The sequence below is a fragment of the Variovorax sp. GW821-FHT09D07 genome, assembly GCF_059416345.1.
Map to the genome: position 1 here is coordinate 493,857 of NZ_JBWKOY010000003.1, position 17,720 is coordinate 511,576.

Annotated in this window: 15 protein-coding genes; 4 read left to right on the forward strand and 11 right to left on the reverse strand. The window is 70.2% G+C overall.

Translation table 11 applies throughout. The annotated features are described in order from the left end of the window. Positions 1-97: 97 nt before the first annotated feature. The 3 genes from AC07OX_RS13735 to AC07OX_RS13745 are packed head-to-tail and all read right to left on the reverse strand — an operon-like array spanning position 98 to position 3,161. Positions 98-1,075 (reverse strand): lysylphosphatidylglycerol synthase domain-containing protein, encoded by a 978-nt coding sequence (locus AC07OX_RS13735; RefSeq protein WP_495261276.1) that lies wholly within the window; start codon positions 1,073-1,075, stop codon positions 98-100. Then, on the reverse strand, positions 1,072-2,349 hold the full coding sequence (gene clsB / locus AC07OX_RS13740) for a cardiolipin synthase ClsB (protein WP_495261275.1): 1,278 nt from the start codon (positions 2,347-2,349) through the stop codon (positions 1,072-1,074). The genes AC07OX_RS13735 and clsB overlap by 4 nt, the downstream gene beginning before the upstream one ends. 14 nt (positions 2,350-2,363) lie before the next feature. Further along, entirely contained in the window at positions 2,364-3,161 is a 798-nt protein-coding gene (locus AC07OX_RS13745; RefSeq protein WP_495261274.1) for an endonuclease/exonuclease/phosphatase family protein, read from the reverse strand. Between the two features lie 210 nt (positions 3,162-3,371). On the opposite strand from AC07OX_RS13745, the gene AC07OX_RS13750 reads away from it, so the two are divergent. Further along, on the forward strand, positions 3,372-3,746 hold the full coding sequence (locus AC07OX_RS13750) for a serine/threonine protein kinase (protein WP_495261273.1): 375 nt from the start codon (positions 3,372-3,374) through the stop codon (positions 3,744-3,746). 104 nt (positions 3,747-3,850) lie between these two features. On the opposite strand, the gene AC07OX_RS13755 is transcribed toward AC07OX_RS13750, so the two are convergent. The 8 genes from AC07OX_RS13755 to AC07OX_RS13790 form a co-directional block, all read right to left on the reverse strand. Beyond that, positions 3,851-4,429, reverse strand: a complete 579-nt coding sequence (locus AC07OX_RS13755) for a Spy/CpxP family protein refolding chaperone (RefSeq protein ID WP_495261272.1) — start codon at positions 4,427-4,429, stop codon at positions 3,851-3,853. A gap of 149 nt (positions 4,430-4,578) precedes the next feature. Beyond that, on the reverse strand, positions 4,579-5,652 hold the full coding sequence (locus AC07OX_RS13760; RefSeq protein WP_447739742.1) for a flavodoxin family protein: 1,074 nt from the start codon (positions 5,650-5,652) through the stop codon (positions 4,579-4,581). Positions 5,653-5,729: 77 nt separating this feature from the next. Beyond that, a complete protein-coding gene (locus tag AC07OX_RS13765) occupies positions 5,730-6,623 on the reverse strand; it encodes a pirin family protein (protein WP_139702965.1) in 894 nt (297 codons plus the stop codon). Positions 6,624-6,694: 71 nt separating this feature from the next. After that, positions 6,695-7,465 carry a GNAT family N-acetyltransferase gene (locus tag AC07OX_RS13770; protein WP_495261271.1) on the reverse strand — a complete coding sequence of 257 codons (771 nt, stop codon included), beginning with the start codon at positions 7,463-7,465 and terminating at the stop codon, positions 6,695-6,697. After that, entirely contained in the window at positions 7,462-8,730 is a 1,269-nt protein-coding gene (locus tag AC07OX_RS13775) for a biosynthetic peptidoglycan transglycosylase (RefSeq protein WP_495261270.1), read from the reverse strand. The genes AC07OX_RS13770 and AC07OX_RS13775 overlap by 4 nt, the downstream gene beginning before the upstream one ends. A gap of 13 nt (positions 8,731-8,743) precedes the next feature. Then, positions 8,744-9,313 carry a hypothetical protein gene (locus AC07OX_RS13780; RefSeq protein WP_062480445.1) on the reverse strand — a complete coding sequence of 190 codons (570 nt, stop codon included), beginning with the start codon at positions 9,311-9,313 and terminating at the stop codon, positions 8,744-8,746. Beyond that, positions 9,294-10,226 (reverse strand): exosortase Q, encoded by a 933-nt coding sequence (xrtQ, locus tag AC07OX_RS13785; protein ID WP_495261269.1) that lies wholly within the window; start codon positions 10,224-10,226, stop codon positions 9,294-9,296. The genes AC07OX_RS13780 and xrtQ overlap by 20 nt, the downstream gene beginning before the upstream one ends. A 17-nt stretch (positions 10,227-10,243) precedes the next feature. Continuing rightward, the gene (locus AC07OX_RS13790) at positions 10,244-12,304 is read right to left on the reverse strand and encodes a VIT and vWA domain-containing protein (RefSeq protein ID WP_495261268.1); all 2,061 of its coding nucleotides are present in this window, start codon (positions 12,302-12,304) and stop codon (positions 10,244-10,246) included. Between the two features lie 216 nt (positions 12,305-12,520). Here AC07OX_RS13790 and creD point away from each other — a divergent pair, with 216 nt between their 5' ends. From creD to AC07OX_RS13805, 3 genes are read left to right on the forward strand one after another with little or no spacing between them, the layout of a single operon-like run. Then, complete coding sequence (gene creD, locus AC07OX_RS13795) at positions 12,521-13,999, forward strand: cell envelope integrity protein CreD (protein ID WP_495261267.1); 1,479 nt, start codon at positions 12,521-12,523, stop codon at positions 13,997-13,999. Next, positions 13,996-15,288: a glycoside hydrolase family 3 N-terminal domain-containing protein gene (locus AC07OX_RS13800; RefSeq protein WP_495261266.1), complete on the forward strand. Its 1,293-nt coding sequence runs from the start codon at positions 13,996-13,998 to the stop codon at positions 15,286-15,288. Before creD ends, AC07OX_RS13800 begins: the two co-directional genes overlap by 4 nt. 10 nt (positions 15,289-15,298) lie before the next feature. Beyond that, entirely contained in the window at positions 15,299-17,692 is a 2,394-nt protein-coding gene (locus AC07OX_RS13805; RefSeq protein ID WP_495261265.1) for a penicillin-binding protein 1A, read from the forward strand. The last annotated feature ends 28 nt before the right edge of the window (positions 17,693-17,720 follow it).

The following is a 17,720-nucleotide window of genomic DNA, read 5'->3' on the forward strand; positions in this document are numbered from 1 at the left end:
AACAGAGGGCCACTATAGGCCTGCAAAGTGAAAATTGTTGCAGTGCAACAATTCCTGACCGTCATTTCACCGATCGATTGCTTTCTGCGGGCAATATTTAACGTTTGTTGTGGTTGTTGCCGGCATCCGCGCGCAAACGCCGTGCACGCGCCTCGGTGACGAGGTAGGCGACCAGCGCCACGGCCAGCGGCAGCAGGTAATACAGCGCGCGGTAGGCCAGCAGCGCGCCCAGCAGCCGGGTGCTGGGCACCTCGTGCGCGAGCAGCGCGACGAACACGGCTTCCAGCACGCCGAGCCCCGCCGGCACGTGCGTGACCACGCCCGCCACGGCGGCGACCAGCAGCACCGCGAGCACCTGCGGATACCCGACCTCGCCCTGCAGCAGCACCCAGATCACACCGCCGATGAGCGACCAGTTGACGCAGGACATCGCCAGCTGCAGCAAGGCCATCGGCAAGCTCGGCGTGCGCAGCGCATGGCCGCGCACGCGCCAGACGTGGCCATCGGAGAACGCACACAGCGCCAGGTAGACGAGCGACACCATGAGCAGCACCGCGCCGAGCATGCGCAAGCCGCCGCCGTCGATCTTCCAGTCGGGCGGCAGCGCCATCGGCCAGAAGCAGAAGGCGGCGCCGGCCACCACGAGGTAGCCGAGCCAGTTGGTCAGCATGCTGAAGCCCAGCACGCGCGTGATGGTCTCGTTGCCCAGCCCCAGGCGCGAGTACAGCCGGTAGCGAAAGGCCACGCCGCCCACCAGCGAACCGAAGTTGAGGTTGAAGGCGTAGCTGATGAAGGTCACGCCGATGACGGTGCCCGCGCCGAGCCGGTGCTTCGTGAGGTGGCGCCCCAGCAGGTCGTAGGTGCTGTAGAGCCCGAAGCTGGCGGCGGCCAGCGCGCCGGCCGCGAGCAGCGTGGCGCCCGGCAATGCGCGCAGCGCGGCGAACACCTCGGCCCAGTCGATGGTGCGCGCCTGCTTCAGCAGCAGCCAGGCGATGGCGCCGAAGAAGGCCCAGATCGCCACGCGCCGCGCCCACGGCCACCAGGGCCGGTGCGTGAGGGCGAGCGCCGCGCTCATGCCGTCTCCGTGCGCGCCGCGCCCTCGTCGCCGTGTTTCTTCTGCTGCGCCATGAGGTCGGTCGCCTCGGCCGGCGTCAGGCGCGGTGCGTGGCGCGGCAGCCGGTTCAGCCACGACGGGTACCAGCGCAAGAAGTGGAAGACGAAGAAGCTGCGCACCAGCCGCCAGCCGCTCCATTCGCTGGCCAGATCGTGCGTGCCGATCTGCTTGCAGCTGTGCTGCATGAGATGGTCCATGCGCTCCCACAGCACCTTGTTGAACGCGGTGTCGCGCACGACCACGTTGGCCTCGAGGTTGAGCGACAGGCTCAGCGGGTCGAGGTTGCTCGAGCCCACGGTGCTCCAGCGGTCGTCCATGAGCGCGACCTTGCCGTGCAGCGGGCGGTCGCAGTACTCGTAGATGCGCACGCCCGCGTGCAGCAGGTGGTGGTACAGCATGCCGGCGGCCGTCTTCACGATCGGCATGTCGGGCTCGCCCTGCAGGATGAGCCGCACATCGACGCCCCGGCGCGCCGCGCGCCGCAGCTCCTTGATGAGCCGGTAGCCCGGAAAGAAGTACGCGTTGGCGATCACGATGCGCTCGCGCGCGGCGCGGATCGCGGCGCGGTAGTGGCGCTCGATGTCGTTGGTGTGGCGGCGGTTGTCGCGCGTGACGAAGATCGCGTCGGCCTCGCCCGCCGCGGCCTGCAGCTGCGACACGGGCGGCGCCTGCTTCAGCCTTCGCCGGAACCAGCCCACGCCCTTGCCCCCAACCGCAATCGCGCGCAGCACGAACTGGTGGATCTCGGCCACGATCGGCCCGGCCAGCTCGACCGCGTAGTCCTGCTTGGCCTTGGGACCGAAGTCGAGCAGGTGGTCCTCGGAGTAGTTGATGCCGCCCACGAAGGCGCGTTCGCCGTCGACCACCACGATCTTGCGGTGCATGCGGCGGAACACGTTGAGCCGCTGGCCCAGGAAGCGCTGGCCGGGGTCGAACACGCGCACCTTGACGCCGGCCGTGGCCAGGCTCTCGAGGTACGCGTGCGAGAGATCGGGCGAGCCGAAGCCGTCGATCATCAGGTCGACCTTCACGCCGCGCTGCGCCGCCGCGCGCATGGCCGCATGCAGCGCCAAGCCCACCTTGTCCTCGAACAGGATGAAGGTCTCGATGATCACTTCGCGCCGCGCCGCGCCAATCGCTTCGAACACGCGCGGAAAGAATTCCTCGCCGTTCTCCAGCAGGTCGATGCGGTTGCCGCCGGTCCAGTGGCCGGCGCGCTCGGGGGTGTCGCGCATGGGGGCCTCGCTGCTCACAGGTCGATGTCCGCCACCAGCGGGGCATGGTCCGACAGATGCGACCAGGGCCGGCGCGGCAGCACCACGGGCGCGTGCGCGCCCGCATTGCGCACGTAGATGCGGTCCAGCGGCAGCAGCGGCAGGCGCGCCGGAAAGGTGCGCGCGGCCCGGCCGTGGGCATGCACGAACACCTCGCGCAGCGACGCGCCTTCGGCCAGCACGTCGTGCGCACGGCTGCGCCAGTCGTTGAAGTCGCCTGCCACGATCAGCGGCGCGTCGGGCGGCACCTCGTCGCGCACGATGTGGCACAGCAGCTCCAGCTGCTGCTGGCGGTGCGCCTCGGCCAGCCCGAGGTGCGCGCAGATCGCATGCACGTCGACCGTGCGCCCGGGCAGGCGCAGCACGCAGTGCAGCAGGCCGCGCTTCTCGGGACCGCTCACCGACACGTCGTGGTTGCGGAAATGCACGATCGGAAACTTCGACAACACAGCGTTGCCGTGGTGCCCCTTCGGATACACCGCGTTGCGCCCGTAGGCGAACTGCGGCCACATGGTGTCGGCCAGGAATTCGTAGTGCGGCGCCTCCGGCCAGTTGTTCACGGTGCGCGAATGGCGCGCGTGCGTGCCCATCACCTCCTGCAGGAACACCACGTCGGCGCCCACCGTGCGCACCGCGTCACGCAACTCCGGAAGGATGAAGCGGCGATTCAGCGCCGTGAAGCCCTTGTGGGTGTTCACGGTCATGACCTTGAGCGAGGCCGGTGCGGCGGCGACAGCGGCCTCGGGCAGCGGGGAAGTGATGGGGGAGGACATCGGTGTTCCCGTTGTACGTGGCCGCGCCCGCGCCGACTGTAGGAACGCGCCACCTTCTTCGCGTGCCTTTCACGCAAGGGCGGCGGGCTCCTACAGGCAGGCCTGCCGCACCCCCACACAGCGCCCGAAACGAGGCTCCTACGGTGGTTTCAAAGCCGATGCCAACGCGCTCGCGCTTTGTGCCTTTTTCCATCTGCAAAGGAGCTTTCCATGATGACCACCCTGCAACGCCTGACGATCCCCACCGCGCTGCTCGCCGCCCTGCTGGGCGCGGGCATCGCCCAGGCCCAGAAGCCGGCACCTGTTGAACCGATGGCGGGCGACAGCTCGATGCCCGTCTCGCGCGAAGCCGTGAAGGCCGAGGCCCGCGCGCAGAACCGCAACAACGCCAACAGCGTGGTACCCAAGGGCGAGGCCAGCACCACCGTGAACCACCAGCCCAACGCGATGCCGTCGCCCACCGGCGAGCGCTCGCGCGCCGAGGTGCGCGCCGAGACGCAGCACGTGAAGCCGCGCTTCGGCCAGCCGGGTGAACGCCCGGCGGTGCCGACCAACCCGACCGAGAAGACGGGCACGCCGCAGTAACACTGCGCGCGCCCACGAAGAAGCCCGCGATGCCTTGCGCATCGCGGGCTTTTTTCTGCCCTTTCCTGGAGGCCGGCTCCCTTCAGCCGGCCGCCCGGTCAGCCTCAGCTCTTGGCAGGCGCTGCACCGTGGTGGCCTTCATGCCCACCGCGATGGAAGCGATGGCCGTGGCCCGCGAACTTCGCGGTCTCGGCGTCGAAGGTCTTCTGCTGCTCGGGCGTCAGCGCGGCGTAGAAGGTCTTGGTCGCTTCGGCGCGCTTGGCGAACCGGGCGCTGCGCTCGGCCTGGCGGGCCTGCATGTGCTCCAGGCGCTGGGGCGTGGTCAGCTTGGCGAACTCGGCGCGGTCCATGCGCTGCGGGCGGGCGGCACCGGCCGGCGGCTGGCTGGCCTCGGTGAAGCTGCTCCACGCGCCTTCCTGGGCGCTGGTGAGCTTGAGCTTGTCTTTCAGCGCCGCCAGGCGCTTGGCACGGTGCTCCTTCATGCGCTCCATGCGCTGGGCCGGGTCCATGCGCTTGTGCTGCGCCTTGGGTGCGGCGGTGGCATCGGCGGGGACCGTGGCAGCCGTGGGTGCGGCGGTCGACGGCGTGGTGGCGGCCGGCGCTTGGGCGAAGGCACCCGAAGAGGCGAGGGCGGCCGAACCCAGCAGGCTGGCCCAGACGATGCGTTGGCGAAGAGAGATCATGAGAGTCGCTTCCTTTCGAAGAAGTCCGCCACCAAAGGGCAGCGGGTGAGACGAAGTGTGGAGCGCCTCTGTAACGCGTCCGTGAGCCGAACGTGAGCGTGCGTAAAGAAGCATGAACCGCAGCGCGGGCCTGCCGCCTGCAGCGTGACTTATTTGGGCCGGGGCGCCTTCAACCCGCGGTCGGGCACCTGCAGCTTGCCGGCACGCAGCGCGGCCACCGCCAACACCACGGCGCGCGCGACATTGCGCACCTCTTCCTGCACGTCGGCATCGGCGTCCAGCGCCTCGTGGCTGGTGGCGTAGGGCGCGTAGTAGCCGATGTAGCGGTCCAGCCGCGCCTGGGCGCCGGCGTCGACCAGGCCCATCCAGTCGAGCCAGTCCGTGAGGTTGCGGCGCAGGCCCTCGGGGCCGGCCACGTCGCCGTGCACCACCACGCCGTAGACGCGGCCTTCCAGGTGCTTGGGGTAGCCCCAGCCCTCGAGCTCCAGCGCCTTGGCCTCGTCGGGCTTCTTGCCGTGCGTGCTGGTGGGGTCGGGGTTGCCGCCGTCGGCGCACACGAGGCGGTCGATCATGAGCTTCAGCGGGCTCGCGGCCTGGTACCAGTGCGTGGGCGTGAGCACGATCACGCCGTGGGCGGCCACCCAGCGTTCGTAGATCTCGTTCATCCAGTCGCCGGTCTGGCGCAGCGCGTGGTTGGGGTAGCAGCTGCAGGGCCAGTGGCACAGCGGCATCGCGGTCGAGACACAGCCCTTGCACGGGTGGATGTGGCGGCCGTAGTCCGACGTGAGCCGGCTCAGGTCGAGCACGTCGACCTCGATGCCGCCGCCTTCGAGCACCTCACGCGCGCACTGCGTGAGGCGCCAGGTCTTGGAGATTTCGCCGGGGCAGGTGCCGTCGTTGCGCGGCGAGCCGTTGACCAGCAGCACGCGCGAGCGCGTCTCGGGCCGGCCCCAGGCGTCCTGCGCCGCGTCGATGCGCGCGCGGGCGTCGAGCCAGTCGACCGAGAGTTCGTAGTCGGGATCTGCATAGCCGGGCCCGGCGCGGCGCGTGACGGGCGCCTTGCGGCCTTCGTCGTAGGCTTTCCAGGCGATGTCTTCCAGGCGCCGCAGCGCCTCGGTCTCGGCCCGGAACGCCGGATCGTGGAAGCTCTGCATGAAGCGGTCGTGGAACTCGGCGCGCTGCAGCATCGGCGGCGCCTGTCCCTTGCGTATCGTGGGAGGCATGACCGCAATCTAGGCCGCGCACCGGCCGGCGCGAACCGAACGTCGCGCCGTCTTTCGGTAGGCGGGCGACTACAGGCTCAGCCGAGTTTCCCGTTCTGGAAGTCGTGCACCGCCTGCTTGATCTGCTCGGGCGTGTTCATCACGAAGGGCCCGTACTGCGCGATGGGCTCGTTCAGCGGACGGCCCGCGATGAGCAGCGCGCGCGCCGGGCTGTGGTTGCTGGCGCCGGCGCGCAGCACCGTGCCGTCGCTGCCGGGGTCGTTCGCGAGGATGGCCATGCGCCGCGTCGGCACCTCGCTGCCCGCGATCCACAGCGATTCGCGGAACACGTAGACCAGCGCGTTGTGGTCGGGCGGCAGCGGCTGCGCGAACTCGGCGCCGGGCGGCAGCGTGATGTCCAGGTACAGCGGTTGGGTGTGCGCGCGCTGCTCCGCGCCCACGACGCCGTGGCTGGTGCCGGCGATCACGCGCACATGCGCGCCGCTGGCGGTGGTGAACTCGGGGATCTCGCTGCTGCGGATGTCGCGGTACCAGGGCTCGCGCATCTTGTCCTTGGCGGGCAGGTTGAGCCAGAGTTGAAAGCCTTCCATCAGGCCTTCTTCCTGCTCGGGCAGCTCGCTGTGCACGAGGCCGCGGCCGGCCGTCATCCACTGCACGCCGCCGTTCTCGAGCAGGCCTTCGTGGCCCGCGCTGTCGCGGTGGCGCATGCGCCCGGCGATCATGTAGGTGACCGTCTCGAAGCCCCGGTGCGGGTGGTTCGGAAAGCCGCCGATGTAGTCGCCCGGGTTGTCGCTGCCGAAGGCATCGAGCATCAGGTAGGGGTCGAGCCGCTTCTGCAGCGGCTGCTGCAGCACGCGGGTGAGTTTGACGCCGTCGCCGTCACTGGTGGAAACACCGGCCACGATGTGGTCGATGCCGCGCGGGGTGGCGACGGGATCGGTGGGGTGGTGGTGGGCATGAACGTTCGTCATGCCGCCCATGGTGGCACCAAAGCCCCGACCGCGCCACCGGTGGGGATGCCCGCCGCCCGGAGCGGTTCAGCTCAGCGCGGCCACTGCTGGCGCTGCCAGTAGCGGTACTGCCAGCGCGTCTCGAAGCCCGCGCGGCGGTACAGGGCCAGCGCCGGCTGGTTCTGCGCGTCGACCTGCAGGAACACCCGCTCGACGCCGCGCGCCAGCGCCGCCTGCGCCAGGCCCGCCAGCACGCGCCCGGCCAGGCCGCGCCCGCGTTGCGACTGTTCGGTGCGCATGCCGTGCACGCTGGCCCAGCCGTGGCCGAAGGCCATGGCGCCGGCCGCCACGGTGGCGCCGTTTTCGCGCACGCTGGCAAAGAGCGAGCCCGTGGCGCGTGACAGCGAACGCACGCGGTGCACGCCGTCGACCGGGTCGAAGCCTTCGCCCAGGAACAGCGCGGCCCAGTCCGGGTCGGGCGTCGCGTCGACGTCGGCCAGCCGCACGTCCGCCGCGACGAGGCCGCGCATGCGCCGCGCCGAGCCGGTCTGCACGCAGGTCGGGCTGTCGGCCATGTAGTGCCGGCGCGCGAGTTCGGCGCGCAGCGTGTCGAAGCAGGCGGCGTCGGCCAGCCGCAGCGCGGGCGCGACCTGGCGGCTGTCGCAGCGGTCTTCGATGCGGTCAAGCGTGGCGGCTTCCACCGGGTCGCGGTGCAGCGGCACGGCCGAGCGGGCGCGCTTGACAGTGCCGCGGTCGAAGGGCAGCAGCCAGCCGTCGAGTTCCTCGCAGGCCTCGGGAGCTACCGCCGCCACGGTGGCGCGTTCGATGGCCTCGATGTCGGGCGGGGCCACGCTCGTCGTCACTGCACGGCCTCCGGTGGCGCGTACTTGGCGGCGGCCACGCTCTTGAGCAGCGCCTCGCGCTGGTTGCGGCTGATGCCGCGCACGCTCTCGGCCACCCACTTGGTGCGGTCGGGATCGATCTGGCCGTCGCGCCGCCATTGCTCCAGCACGGCCTGCGGCTTGTGCAGCATGGCCGCGAGCCAGACGGCCTGCGCCGGTTCGAGCGTGCGTGCGCTGCGCTTGAAATAGCGCCGCGCCGCGGCCTCGCCGCCGCAGAGGTTGCCACCCCACGGGGCGTTGTCCAGGTACAGCTGCAGGATGCGGGCCTTGCCCAGCGTCTGCTCCATCTCGACCGCGTAGAGCAGCTCGCGCAGCTTGCGCTCGGCCGTGCGGTCGCTGCCGGTGACCAGCAGCTTGGCCAGCTGCTGCGTGAGCGTGCTGCCCCCGCGCCGGGTCTGGCCGGGCTTCTGGTTGTGGTCGATCGAGGCGAGGATTTCGGTCAGGTCGTAGCCGGCGTGGCTGAAGAAGCGCTGGTCTTCCGCCGCGATGACGGCGCGCGCCAGCCAGCTGTCGTTGGCCAGCTTGGCCGACGGGCCGCAGCTAGTGCGCGCGCCCAGCATGGCCTCGGTGCCCAGTCCTTCGACCGTGAACTGGCCGATGGCCGGCTGCACCGCGAAGGTGGCGTCGGGCAGCAGCAGCTGCGCCTGCAGCGCCAGCGTGCCGCCGATGCGGGCGCGCTGCAGCTCGGGCAGCGCCGGCACCAGCACGGCGTACCAGCGGGCGATGGGGGCGTCCTGCACGCGGACGTCGAGTTGCAGGTTCTTCGGCGCGAGGCGGCCGGTCCAGGTGCCCTGCAGCAGGGCGTTGCTGTCGGCCGCCTGGGGCGTGGCCTCGAAGGTGCCGGCCAGCGTGTTGCCGTCGCGCCGCACGGTGGCCACCAGCCGCTCGACCTTGATCGGCTGCGTACCGAGCGCGGGCACGTCGGCGCTGCACGGCGCGCAGCGCATCTGCTGCTGGCCGGTTTTCTCGTCCCAGGTGAAATGCACGGTGCCGAAGCGGGTGTCCAGCGCGTGGCCGTCCAGCCGCGGCGCGAACCAGGACGAGGTGGCCAGGCGCACCGCGGTGGGCACGCCGATCTCGAACGAGAGCGGGCCGGCCTTCACCGTGGTGCTCCATTCGCCCGCCGCCGGCGCAAGGGCGATCTTGGCGATCAGGAAGATGGCCACCAGGGCGGTCAGGACGAGGGCCAGCAGCCCGAAAAGCACGAATCGCAGGGTCTTCTTCACAAACACGTTCTCATCACATCGGTCTTGCCACGGTGACAGCTTGCCACGGACCGTGCGACTGGCCGCTGGCCGCCGCCCAGTACCAGGCCGAAGTGTCGGTGAAAGCCGTGCCTTGGGCGTCGACGATGCGCTCGCAGACGCGGAAATTTGCCGTACCGTGCCGTTGCGCCACAAAACAGCGCCACATCCGCGCCTGCGCGTCGCGTTCCAGCCGCGCCTGCTCGATGCGGTAGCCCAGCGCGCGGTAGCAATCGGCGGCCGGATGCAGCATGCGCGTGGGCCGGTTCACGGCGCGCATCACCAGCGTCTGCTGGCCATCGGTCATGCGGCCGATGGCGCCCGGGAAGCGATCGGCAAAGCGCTGCTCCACCTCGCTCAGCGCCAGCGGACGCAGCGGCACGCCGTCCCACTGGCTCGGCCATTCGTGGGACCCCACGGCGTCGGCCTCTTCAGCGGGCGCGCGCAGCGCCGCCGCGGCCGACCACAGCACGCACAGCAGCATCGCCAGCGCGAAGGCGCTCTTGTGGCCCACGCGGTTGATGAAATGGTTGGCGAACCAACGCTCAACGAACGGTATCGACACGGCGGCCTCCTTCGGCGGTGATCAGGCCCGGCAGCGGGCGGTCGAGTTCGATGCGCGGTGCGACGCGCGCCGGCACCATCAGGCGCGCGATGGCGCCGCACACCACGGCCAGCAGCACCAGCCCCAGCGCGTTGTGCGCCCAGGGCGCGAGCGCATGGCCGGCGCCTTCGCAGGCGATCAGCACGCTGTTGCGCACGATGTTGCCGGCCAGCACCAGCAGGCCGACGGCCGGGAGGCGGCGCAGGAAGGCGCGGTCGCTGCGCCGCGCCCACAGCGCGACCGCGCAGGCCGTGAAGTAGCCCAGCCACACCATCTGCACGCCCGAGCAGGGCGCGTCGACGATCACCAGGCGCCCGTCGACCATCAGCGTCGCGCCCTCACGCGCCACCTCGAAGCCCGGCGCGAGCAGCCAGCGGCTGGCTTCGGCCGTCACCACGCGCAGCGGGTAACCGGCATAGAACTGCAGCGACGACAGCAGCGGCAGCGCCAGCACCGACAGCCCGGCCACCGGCAGCGCCGCCACGCCGCGCGGCAGGAAGGCCAGCAGCCCGGCCGCGAGCGAGAGCACCGCCACCAGGCCCGAAGCCAGCGGCGGCAGCGCGGGCAGGCCGCCCCCGCCCGTGCGCAGCAGCGTGGCGAGCACGGTGCCCACGCCGGCCAGCGCCAGCCAGCCCAGGCGCGGCGAAGCGCGCAGCTCGCGCCGGCACTGCCAGGCGAGCGCCGCCAGGGCGACCAGTGCCACGAGGCCCAGCGGATCGTCGGAACCGTCCTGCAGGCGGCGCGCCATCCAGGCCCAGGTGGGCGCGAGCGCGGCGCACTGCAGCGCGAGCCAGCCGAAGGCCGGCGTGCGGTCGATGCGGATGGCCCAGTCCACGACGCGCGGATGGTGGTGGGCCAGGGTTGCCAGAGACATGGTCGTGCGTCCCGTGTTCAAGCCGTGAAGCGGCGCGGGTCGTTGCGGCGCGCGCGGCGGCGCAGCATGGCCAGCATCGACAGCACGACGGCGATCGCGCCCAGCGTTTCCGGCTCCGGCGTGCTCGGCACCTCGGCGCCCAGTGCCAGGTCGCTCATGCCCTGCGGCATCGGCAGCGGCTGGTTCACGTCCACGCTGTTCTGCGGCGCGACGTTGCGCACCATCTTGTCCACCGCGATGAAGCTGGTGTACTGCGTGAGCAGGCTGTACTTCAGGCCCAGCTCGGTGATGCGGTCCTTGAAGGCGGCGCTGCCTTCGAGCGCTTCCTGGTCGCTCAGGCTCTGGATGCGGTGGCGTGCCCACAGCGTGCGCAGCGCGGCCGTGTCCTGGCGCGTCTGCGGCGTGATGCGCACTTCCTCGCGGTACGGGCCGCTGGCACTCTGGCCTTCGATGATCACGCGGCCCTTGGGCTCACCACGCCACTTGCCGAACACGATCACGGGGCGCTCGCCCAGCACGTCGGGCAGCGCCTGCGGCTCCACGTCGTACACATCGAGGCCGCCGAAGGTGGCCTTCACGTTGGTGAGCACGGGCGACTCCACCATGCGGCGAAAGCGCGCGGCCTGCTCGGGTGCCTGCACCGGGTCGGTGATGATGAAGGGCTCGCCCATGCCGGCGCGTGCGATGCCTTCCATGAGGCTGCGGTTCACCGACGAGCCGATGCCGAAGGCGAACACGTTGGCCTTGGAGAGGTTGTTGCGCACCAGCTCGAAGGCTTCGCGCTCGACCGTCACGTAGCCGTCGGTCACCACCACCACGGTGCGCGACACGTTCGCGGCCTTGGGCTCGGCGTACACGCGCTTGAGCGCCGGGATCAGCTCGGTGCTGCCGCTGCCGCTGTAGTTCTTGATCGTGGCGAGCGCCTGCTCGATGTTGGCGCGCGTGGCCGGCACCGACTGCGGCGACAGCATCTTGTTGCTGCCCGAGAACAGCAGCACGTTGAAGGTATCGCTGGGGCGCAGGCCGCCGATCAGGCGTTCGAGCACGGTCTTGGCGGTGTCCAGCGGAAAGCCGTGCATCGAGCCCGAGATGTCGACCACGAAGATGTAGTCGCGCGGCGAGATGGCGCTGGCGGTCACGGCCTTGGGCGGCTCGACCATGGCGAGGAAGAAGTTTTCTGCGTTCTCTCCCTGGCCCTTGTAGAGCATCAGGCCCGATTCGATCTTCTCGCCCGCCAGGCGGTAGTCGAGCACGAAGTCGCGGTTGTCGGCGGGGCGGCCGTCGGCACCGAGCGTGATGTCGGCGTGCTGGTCTTCGTCGCGCTTCTTCACGTCGATCGTGTGCGTGGCAGAGCGGATTTCCTTCAGGCCCATCGGCGTGTCGATGCTTGCCGTGAGCTTGAAGCTGGTGCTCGGTGCCACGCCGGCGCGCAGCGTGGGCTGCGCCGGCCATGAGGCCTTGGCGTTCTCCGACTGCGGCGAGTTGTAGCGCGGCCCGACCACGGTCGGGAACACGAACTGGTAGTTGCCCGACTGCGGCACCAGCAGCTCGGTGTAGCGCAGCTCCACCTTCACGTCGTCGCCCGGCAGGATGTTGGCGACGTTCATCTGGAACACGTTGGGCAGGTGCTGCTCGAGCAGCGCGGCGGTCTTGCCTTCCTTCTTGGCGGTGTCGTATTCGATCTTGGCCTGCTGCTTCTCGCGGATCTGCGCCGTGATCAGGCGGTCGGCCAGGCGCACGTTGAGGCCACTCACCGCCGCCTTGGTGGAACCGGGGAACACGTACTTCGCCTCGATGGCGCGCTGGCCTTCGTTGCGGTAGGTCTGCGTGACCGTGACGTCGGCGATCACGCCCGAAATCTTGACCGAGACCTCGGTGCCCTTCAGCGGCAGGCGGTCGACCGAGGGGTCGTCGCTCTTGACGAAGAAATACGGGCTCTCGGTCTTCAGGCGCGGACCGGCAGGCGCTTCCTGCGCGTGGACCGGGCGGGCGCCCATGGCGATGAAACCCACGGTGGCCAGGCTCACGGTGGCGAGCCAGAGCCAACGGCCGGGGCGTGGGGTGGTGGGGGTGTCCATGGCGGGTGTCCTTCTGCGTGCGAACTTGCACGGCCCTCACTGTCGTGAGCGTGCGAGAAGGCAGTTGGAAGGCGCGTTGAAGTCGCCACAACCGGATGCGCCGCTGTGTGAAGTCTGTGTGAAGTGCGCGGCGCGGCGGCTTCATACGGCCTTCGGATCGGCCGGAGAGCATCGGCGCCTCATCACGAAAAAATCCGGAAAAGAGGGGAGAAACCCATGCTTCAACTGTTGAAGGCCCTGCAGGCCTCGGTGCTGGTCAAGGTGGCCGGCCTGTTCTTCCTGCTGCTGGTGCTGTGCATTCCGCTGGCGCGCATCGACGACCTGAACCGCGCCCGCGGCGAAAGCCAGCAGGAGGCCGCGCGCGAGCTCGCCGAGTCTTATGCCGGGCCGCAGGCCATGGTCGGCCCGCTGCTGCTGGTGCCGTACGTGGAGCGCTGGATGGAGCCGCTGCGCGACGCGCAGGGCAAGGTGATCGGCCAGGCCCCGCAGAGCAAGGAGATGGTGCACGCCGTGTTCCCCGACAAGCTGCACATCGAGGGCGACATGGCGCCGCAGGAGCGCTACCGCGGCATCTTCCGCATTCCGTTCTACACGCTCACGGCCGCGCTCGGCGGCGGCTTCGCGGGCTTCGACCCGCAGGCCGTGCCGCACAGCGAAAGCGGCTCGTCGATCGAGTTCCGCCCGCCGTTCGTCGCCTTCCACGTGAGCGACCTGCGCGGCCTCGACGGCTCGCCCGCGCTCACCGTCAACGGCGAGGCGCTGCGCTTTCGCCAGCGCGTGCCGGGCCTGCCCGACAACGCGACGTACGCCGACGGCATCCACGCGCCGCTCACGGGCGCCGCGCTCGCCGCCTGGCAGACGGGCAAGCCGCTGGCCTTCGACATGAAGCTCTCGCTGGTGGGCCAGGACACGCTCTCGATGGTGCCGATCGCCGAGGAAACCACCGCGCACCTGCGTTCGCCGTGGGCGCACCCCAGCTTCGGCGGTCGCTTCCTGGCCACGCAGCGCGAGGTGACGCCGCAGGGCTTCGACGCGCACTGGCGCGTGTCCTCGCTCGTGACCACGGCGCGCGAACAGGTGCGCGCCGGCCTGTGGGCCGGTGAAGGCGATGCCGCGCAGAACGCCGCGGCGGCCGTTGTGCGCACGGCGCCCTCGCCACGCCATGCCTCGGGCCCGCTGCAGACCTTCGACGTGTCGCTCGCACAGCCCGTCAACGTGTATTCGATGAGCACGCGGGCCGGCAAGTACGGCGCGCTCTTCATCGGCCTGGTGCTGATGGCGGCCTTCATGTTCGAGCTGTTCCGCAAACTGCGCCTGCACCCGGTGCAGTACGGGCTGGTGGGCCTGTCGATCGCGCTGTTCTTCTTGCTGCTGCTCGCGCTGTCGGAGAAGTTCGCCTTCTGGATGGCCTACGCGGGTGCGGCCGCAGCCAGCGTGGCGCTGCTGGCCGTGTACTTCAGCGCGGTGCTCGAAGGCTGGCGCCGCGGCCTGTCGTTCGCCGCCTTCGTGGCGCTGCTGTACGGCGCGCTCTACGGCCTGCTGGCCTCGGAAAGCAATGCGCTGCTGCTGGGCGCGCTGCTGATCTTCGGCATGCTGGCCACGCTGATGCTCGTGACGCGCAAGGTCGACTGGTATGCGCTGTCGCGCCGCAGCGAACCCGCCCCGGCCACCCCGGTGGCCACGGTGGACGCATGAGACTGCTGCGCGCCATCCCCGGCGTGCTCGGCTGGCTGCTGCTGGCCGTGCTGTGCGCCTGGGCCTGGCACCTGAAGGACCCGCACCTGCGCTTTCTGCGCGAGGAGGAGCTGCCGCTGCTGCTCGCCGCGCTGTGCGCCGCCGCCGCGATCGCCTGGCGCAGCGCGCGCGGCGCGCGCCGTGTGGTGGCACTGGCCCTGGTGGTGGGCGCAACGCTGACGGCGCTGGGCCACGAGCTGGCCTCGCGCCAGCACCGGCTGGAAGTGAACGCGGCTTCGGGCCCGGTGGCGCAGGCACTCGGCGCGCGCTTCATCGTCGGCTACGACGACGCGAACGACCTGCGCGAGCTGGCCCGCCGGGGCCTGATCGGCGGCATCTTCGTCACCGGCCGCAATGTGAAGGGCCGCAGCGCCGACACCCTGCGCGCCGAAATCGCCAGCCTGCAGGCGCTGCGGCTGGCGGCCGGCCTGCCGCCGCTGGTGGTGGCGACCGACCAGGAGGGCGGCGGCGTCTCGCGCCTGTCGCCGATGGTGCCCCGCCAGCCGGCACTCGCCAGCCTGCTGGAGGCCGACGTGCCCGCACACGAACTGTTGCAACGTGCCCGCGCCTACGGCGCGCAGCAGGGCGGGGCGCTCGCCGCGCTGGGCATCACGCTGAACTTCAGCCCGGTGGTCGACCTGCGCCCCGGCCGCGCCCCGGGCCGCTGGGACCTGCACACCCGCATCGAGGAACGCGCCATTTCCAGCGACCCCGACGTCACCGCGCAGGTGGCGCTCGCTTACGAGCAAGGCCTTGAATCGGCTGGCGTGCGCGGAACGCTCAAGCACTTTCCCGGCCTGGCTGGCGTGACCGAGGACACGCACCACATGGGTGCCGAACTGCGCACGCCCGTGGCCCGGCTGGCCGCGCACGACTGGAAGCCGTTTCAAGACGTGTCGAAACATTCGGATGCCGCGATCATGCTCGGCCATGTCATCCTCGGGGAACTCGACGCGGACGCGCCGGTCTCTTTCTCACGCAAAATCGTGCGGCAGGTGATTCGAGGCGAATGGGGCTTTCAGGGCCTGCTCGTCACCGACGACCTCACGATGGGCGGGGCCTACAACCGAGGTCTTTGCAACGCCACGCTGGGCGCACTCGACGCCGGGGTGGACCTGCTGCTCATCGCCTACGACCACGACAAGTATTTCGATGCCATGCACTGCGCGCTGGAAGGCGTGCGGCGCGGCGCGCTCGATCCCCGGGTGACGGAACGCCCGCGCGCGCCACGGCTCCAACCTCTTCGCTAGCCCCCATCCCATGTCCCAAGAACCTCGCCCTTCCCAACCCGCCGGTGCGCTGCGCCAGCTCCCGTGGAAACGCATCGCCGGCTGGAGCACCATCGCGGCCGGTGCCGGCGCCGTCGCGCTGCTGGGCGCCGCCATCGTGGGGGTGGTCGCCATCTACCCGAAGCTGCCCGACATTTCCGAGCTGGCCGACTACCGGCCCAAGCTGCCGCTGCGCGTATACACGGCCGAGGGTTCGCTGATCGGCGAGTTCGGCGAGGAGCGCCGCAACCTCACGCCCTTCGCCAACATTCCGAAGGTCATGAAGGACGCCGTGCTGGCCGTGGAAGACGCGCGCTTCTACGACCACGGCGGCGTGGACTACAAGGGCTTCGCGCGCGCGGCCGTGGCCAGCTTCAAGGGCGGGCGCAAGCAGGGCGCCTCGACCATCACGATGCAGGTGGCTCGCAACGTCTACCTGAGCTCGGAGCGCACGCTCAGCCGCAAGGCCTCGGAGATCGTGCTGGCCTTCCGGCTCGAGCAGCAGCTCAGCAAGGACCAGATCCTGGAGATCTACCTGAACCAGATCTACCTGGGCAACCGCGCCTACGGTTTCGCCGCCGCCTCCGAGGCCTACTTCGGCAAGCCGCTGCAGCAGGTGACCATCGCCGAGGCCGCCATGCTGGCTGGCCTGCCGAAGGCGCCCGGCGCCAACAACCCGGTGGCCAACCCGCGCCGCGCGCGGGCGCGCCAGCTCTACGTGATCGACCGCATGCACGAGACCGGCTTCATCACCGCCGAACAGGCGGCCGAAGCCAAGAAGGAAGAGCTGCACCTGCGCGACGCCGCCGACCCGAACCGGCTGCACGCCGAGTACGTGGCCGAGACGGTGCGCCAGATGATGTACGCGCAGTACGGCGACAGCATCTACACCAGCGGCATGAAGGTCTACACCTCGCTGGTGGCGGCCGACCAGGCGGCGGCGTACAAGTCGCTGCGCAAGGGCATCATGGATTACGAACGCCGTCAGGTGTACCGCGGCCCCGAGAAGTTCGTCGACCTGCCGGCCAGCGGCCAGAAGGAAATCGACGAGGCCGTGGACGAAGCGCTGGCCGAGCACCCCGACAACGGCGACGTGATCTCGGCCGTGGTGCTGGAAGCCAGCGCCAAGGAAGTGACCGCGGTGCGCGCCAACGGCGAAGCCTTCGAAATTTCCGGCGAGGGCCTGAAGCCCGCGCAGTCGGGCCTGGCGGCGAAGGCACCGCCCAACATCAAGATCCGCCGCGGCGCCGTGATCCGCGTCGCCAGGACGCCCAAGAACACCTGGGAGATCACGCAGCTGCCCGAAGTGGAGGGCGCCTTCATCGGCATGGACCCGCGCACGGGCGCCATCACGGCGCTGGTCGGCGGCTTCGACTTCGGCAAGAACAAGTTCAACCACGTGTCGCAGGCCTGGCGCCAGCCGGGTTCGAGCTTCAAGCCCTTCATCTATTCGGCCGCGCTCGAAAAGGGCTTCACGCCCGCCACCGTGGTGAACGACGCCCCGCTGGTGTTCGATGCCGCCGCCAACGGCGGCCAGCCCTGGGACCCGAAGAACTTCGACGGCGGCTTCGAAGGCCCGATGCCGCTGCGCAACGCGCTCATGAAATCGAAGAACCTGGTCACGCTGCGCGTGCTGCAGTCGATCGGCGCACCCTACGCGCAAGACTGGGTCACCAAGTTCGGCTTCGACAAGGACAAGCACCCGGCCAACCTGCCGATGGGCCTGGGCGCCGGCTCGGTCACGCCGATGCAGATGGCGGTGGGTTACTCGGTGTTCGCCAACGGCGGCTATCGCGTGAACCCGTACCTCGTGACCCGCGTGACCGACCTCAAGGACAAGGTGCTGATGGAAACCGAGCCCCCGGTGCTCGACGAAAGCCGCCGCGCCATTCCCGCGCGCAACGCCTTCATCATGGAATCGCTGCTGCAGAGCGTGGTCAAGGGTGGCTCCGGCTTCAAGGCCTACCAGGCGCTCAAGCGCGACGACCTGTACGGCAAGACCGGCACCACCAACGACTCCTTCGACACCTGGTTCGCGGGCTTCCAGCCCACGCGCGTGGGCATCGCCTGGGTCGGCTACGACACGCCGCGCCAGCTCGGCGTGCGCGGCGAGACCGGCGGCAGCCTGAGCCTGCCGATCTGGATCGGCTACATGCAGTCGGCGCTGCGCGGCGTGCCCGTGACCCTGCCGGCCGAACCGCCCGGCGTGGTGAGCATCGACGGCGAGTGGTACTTCGACGACTTCACGCCGGGCCACAACGTGGCGAGCCTGGGCCTGGAAAGCGCCGAGCAGCCGATCCAGCCGGTGGAGGTGCTGACGGGCGCGCCGGTCGGCGCGCCGCCGCCGCCTGAAGAACGCAACCGCATCCTCGATTTCTTCCGCTAGCCAGCGGCGAGATCACCCAAAGACGCGG

What these genes read in the sequence shown, in the direction of transcription:
- AC07OX_RS13735 (WP_495261276.1), bottom strand. Translation starts at nt 1,075, where the DNA reads ATGAGCGCGGCGCTCGCCCTCACGCACCGGCCCTGGTGGCCGTGGGCG.
- clsB (WP_495261275.1), bottom strand. Translation starts at nt 2,349, where the DNA reads ATGCGCGACACCCCCGAGCGCGCCGGCCACTGGACCGGCGGCAACCGC.
- AC07OX_RS13745 (WP_495261274.1), bottom strand. Translation starts at nt 3,161, where the DNA reads ATGTCCTCCCCCATCACTTCCCCGCTGCCCGAGGCCGCTGTCGCCGCC.
- AC07OX_RS13750 (WP_495261273.1), top strand. Translation starts at nt 3,372, where the DNA reads ATGATGACCACCCTGCAACGCCTGACGATCCCCACCGCGCTGCTCGCC.
- AC07OX_RS13755 (WP_495261272.1), bottom strand. Translation starts at nt 4,429, where the DNA reads ATGATCTCTCTTCGCCAACGCATCGTCTGGGCCAGCCTGCTGGGTTCG.
- AC07OX_RS13760 (WP_447739742.1), bottom strand. Translation starts at nt 5,652, where the DNA reads ATGCCTCCCACGATACGCAAGGGACAGGCGCCGCCGATGCTGCAGCGC.
- AC07OX_RS13765 (WP_139702965.1), bottom strand. Translation starts at nt 6,623, where the DNA reads ATGACGAACGTTCATGCCCACCACCACCCCACCGATCCCGTCGCCACC.
- xrtQ (WP_495261269.1), bottom strand. Translation starts at nt 10,226, where the DNA reads ATGTCTCTGGCAACCCTGGCCCACCACCATCCGCGCGTCGTGGACTGG.
- AC07OX_RS13790 (WP_495261268.1), bottom strand. Translation starts at nt 12,304, where the DNA reads ATGGACACCCCCACCACCCCACGCCCCGGCCGTTGGCTCTGGCTCGCC.
- creD (WP_495261267.1), top strand. Translation starts at nt 12,521, where the DNA reads ATGCTTCAACTGTTGAAGGCCCTGCAGGCCTCGGTGCTGGTCAAGGTG.
- AC07OX_RS13800 (WP_495261266.1), top strand. Translation starts at nt 13,996, where the DNA reads ATGAGACTGCTGCGCGCCATCCCCGGCGTGCTCGGCTGGCTGCTGCTG.
- AC07OX_RS13805 (WP_495261265.1), top strand. Translation starts at nt 15,299, where the DNA reads ATGTCCCAAGAACCTCGCCCTTCCCAACCCGCCGGTGCGCTGCGCCAG.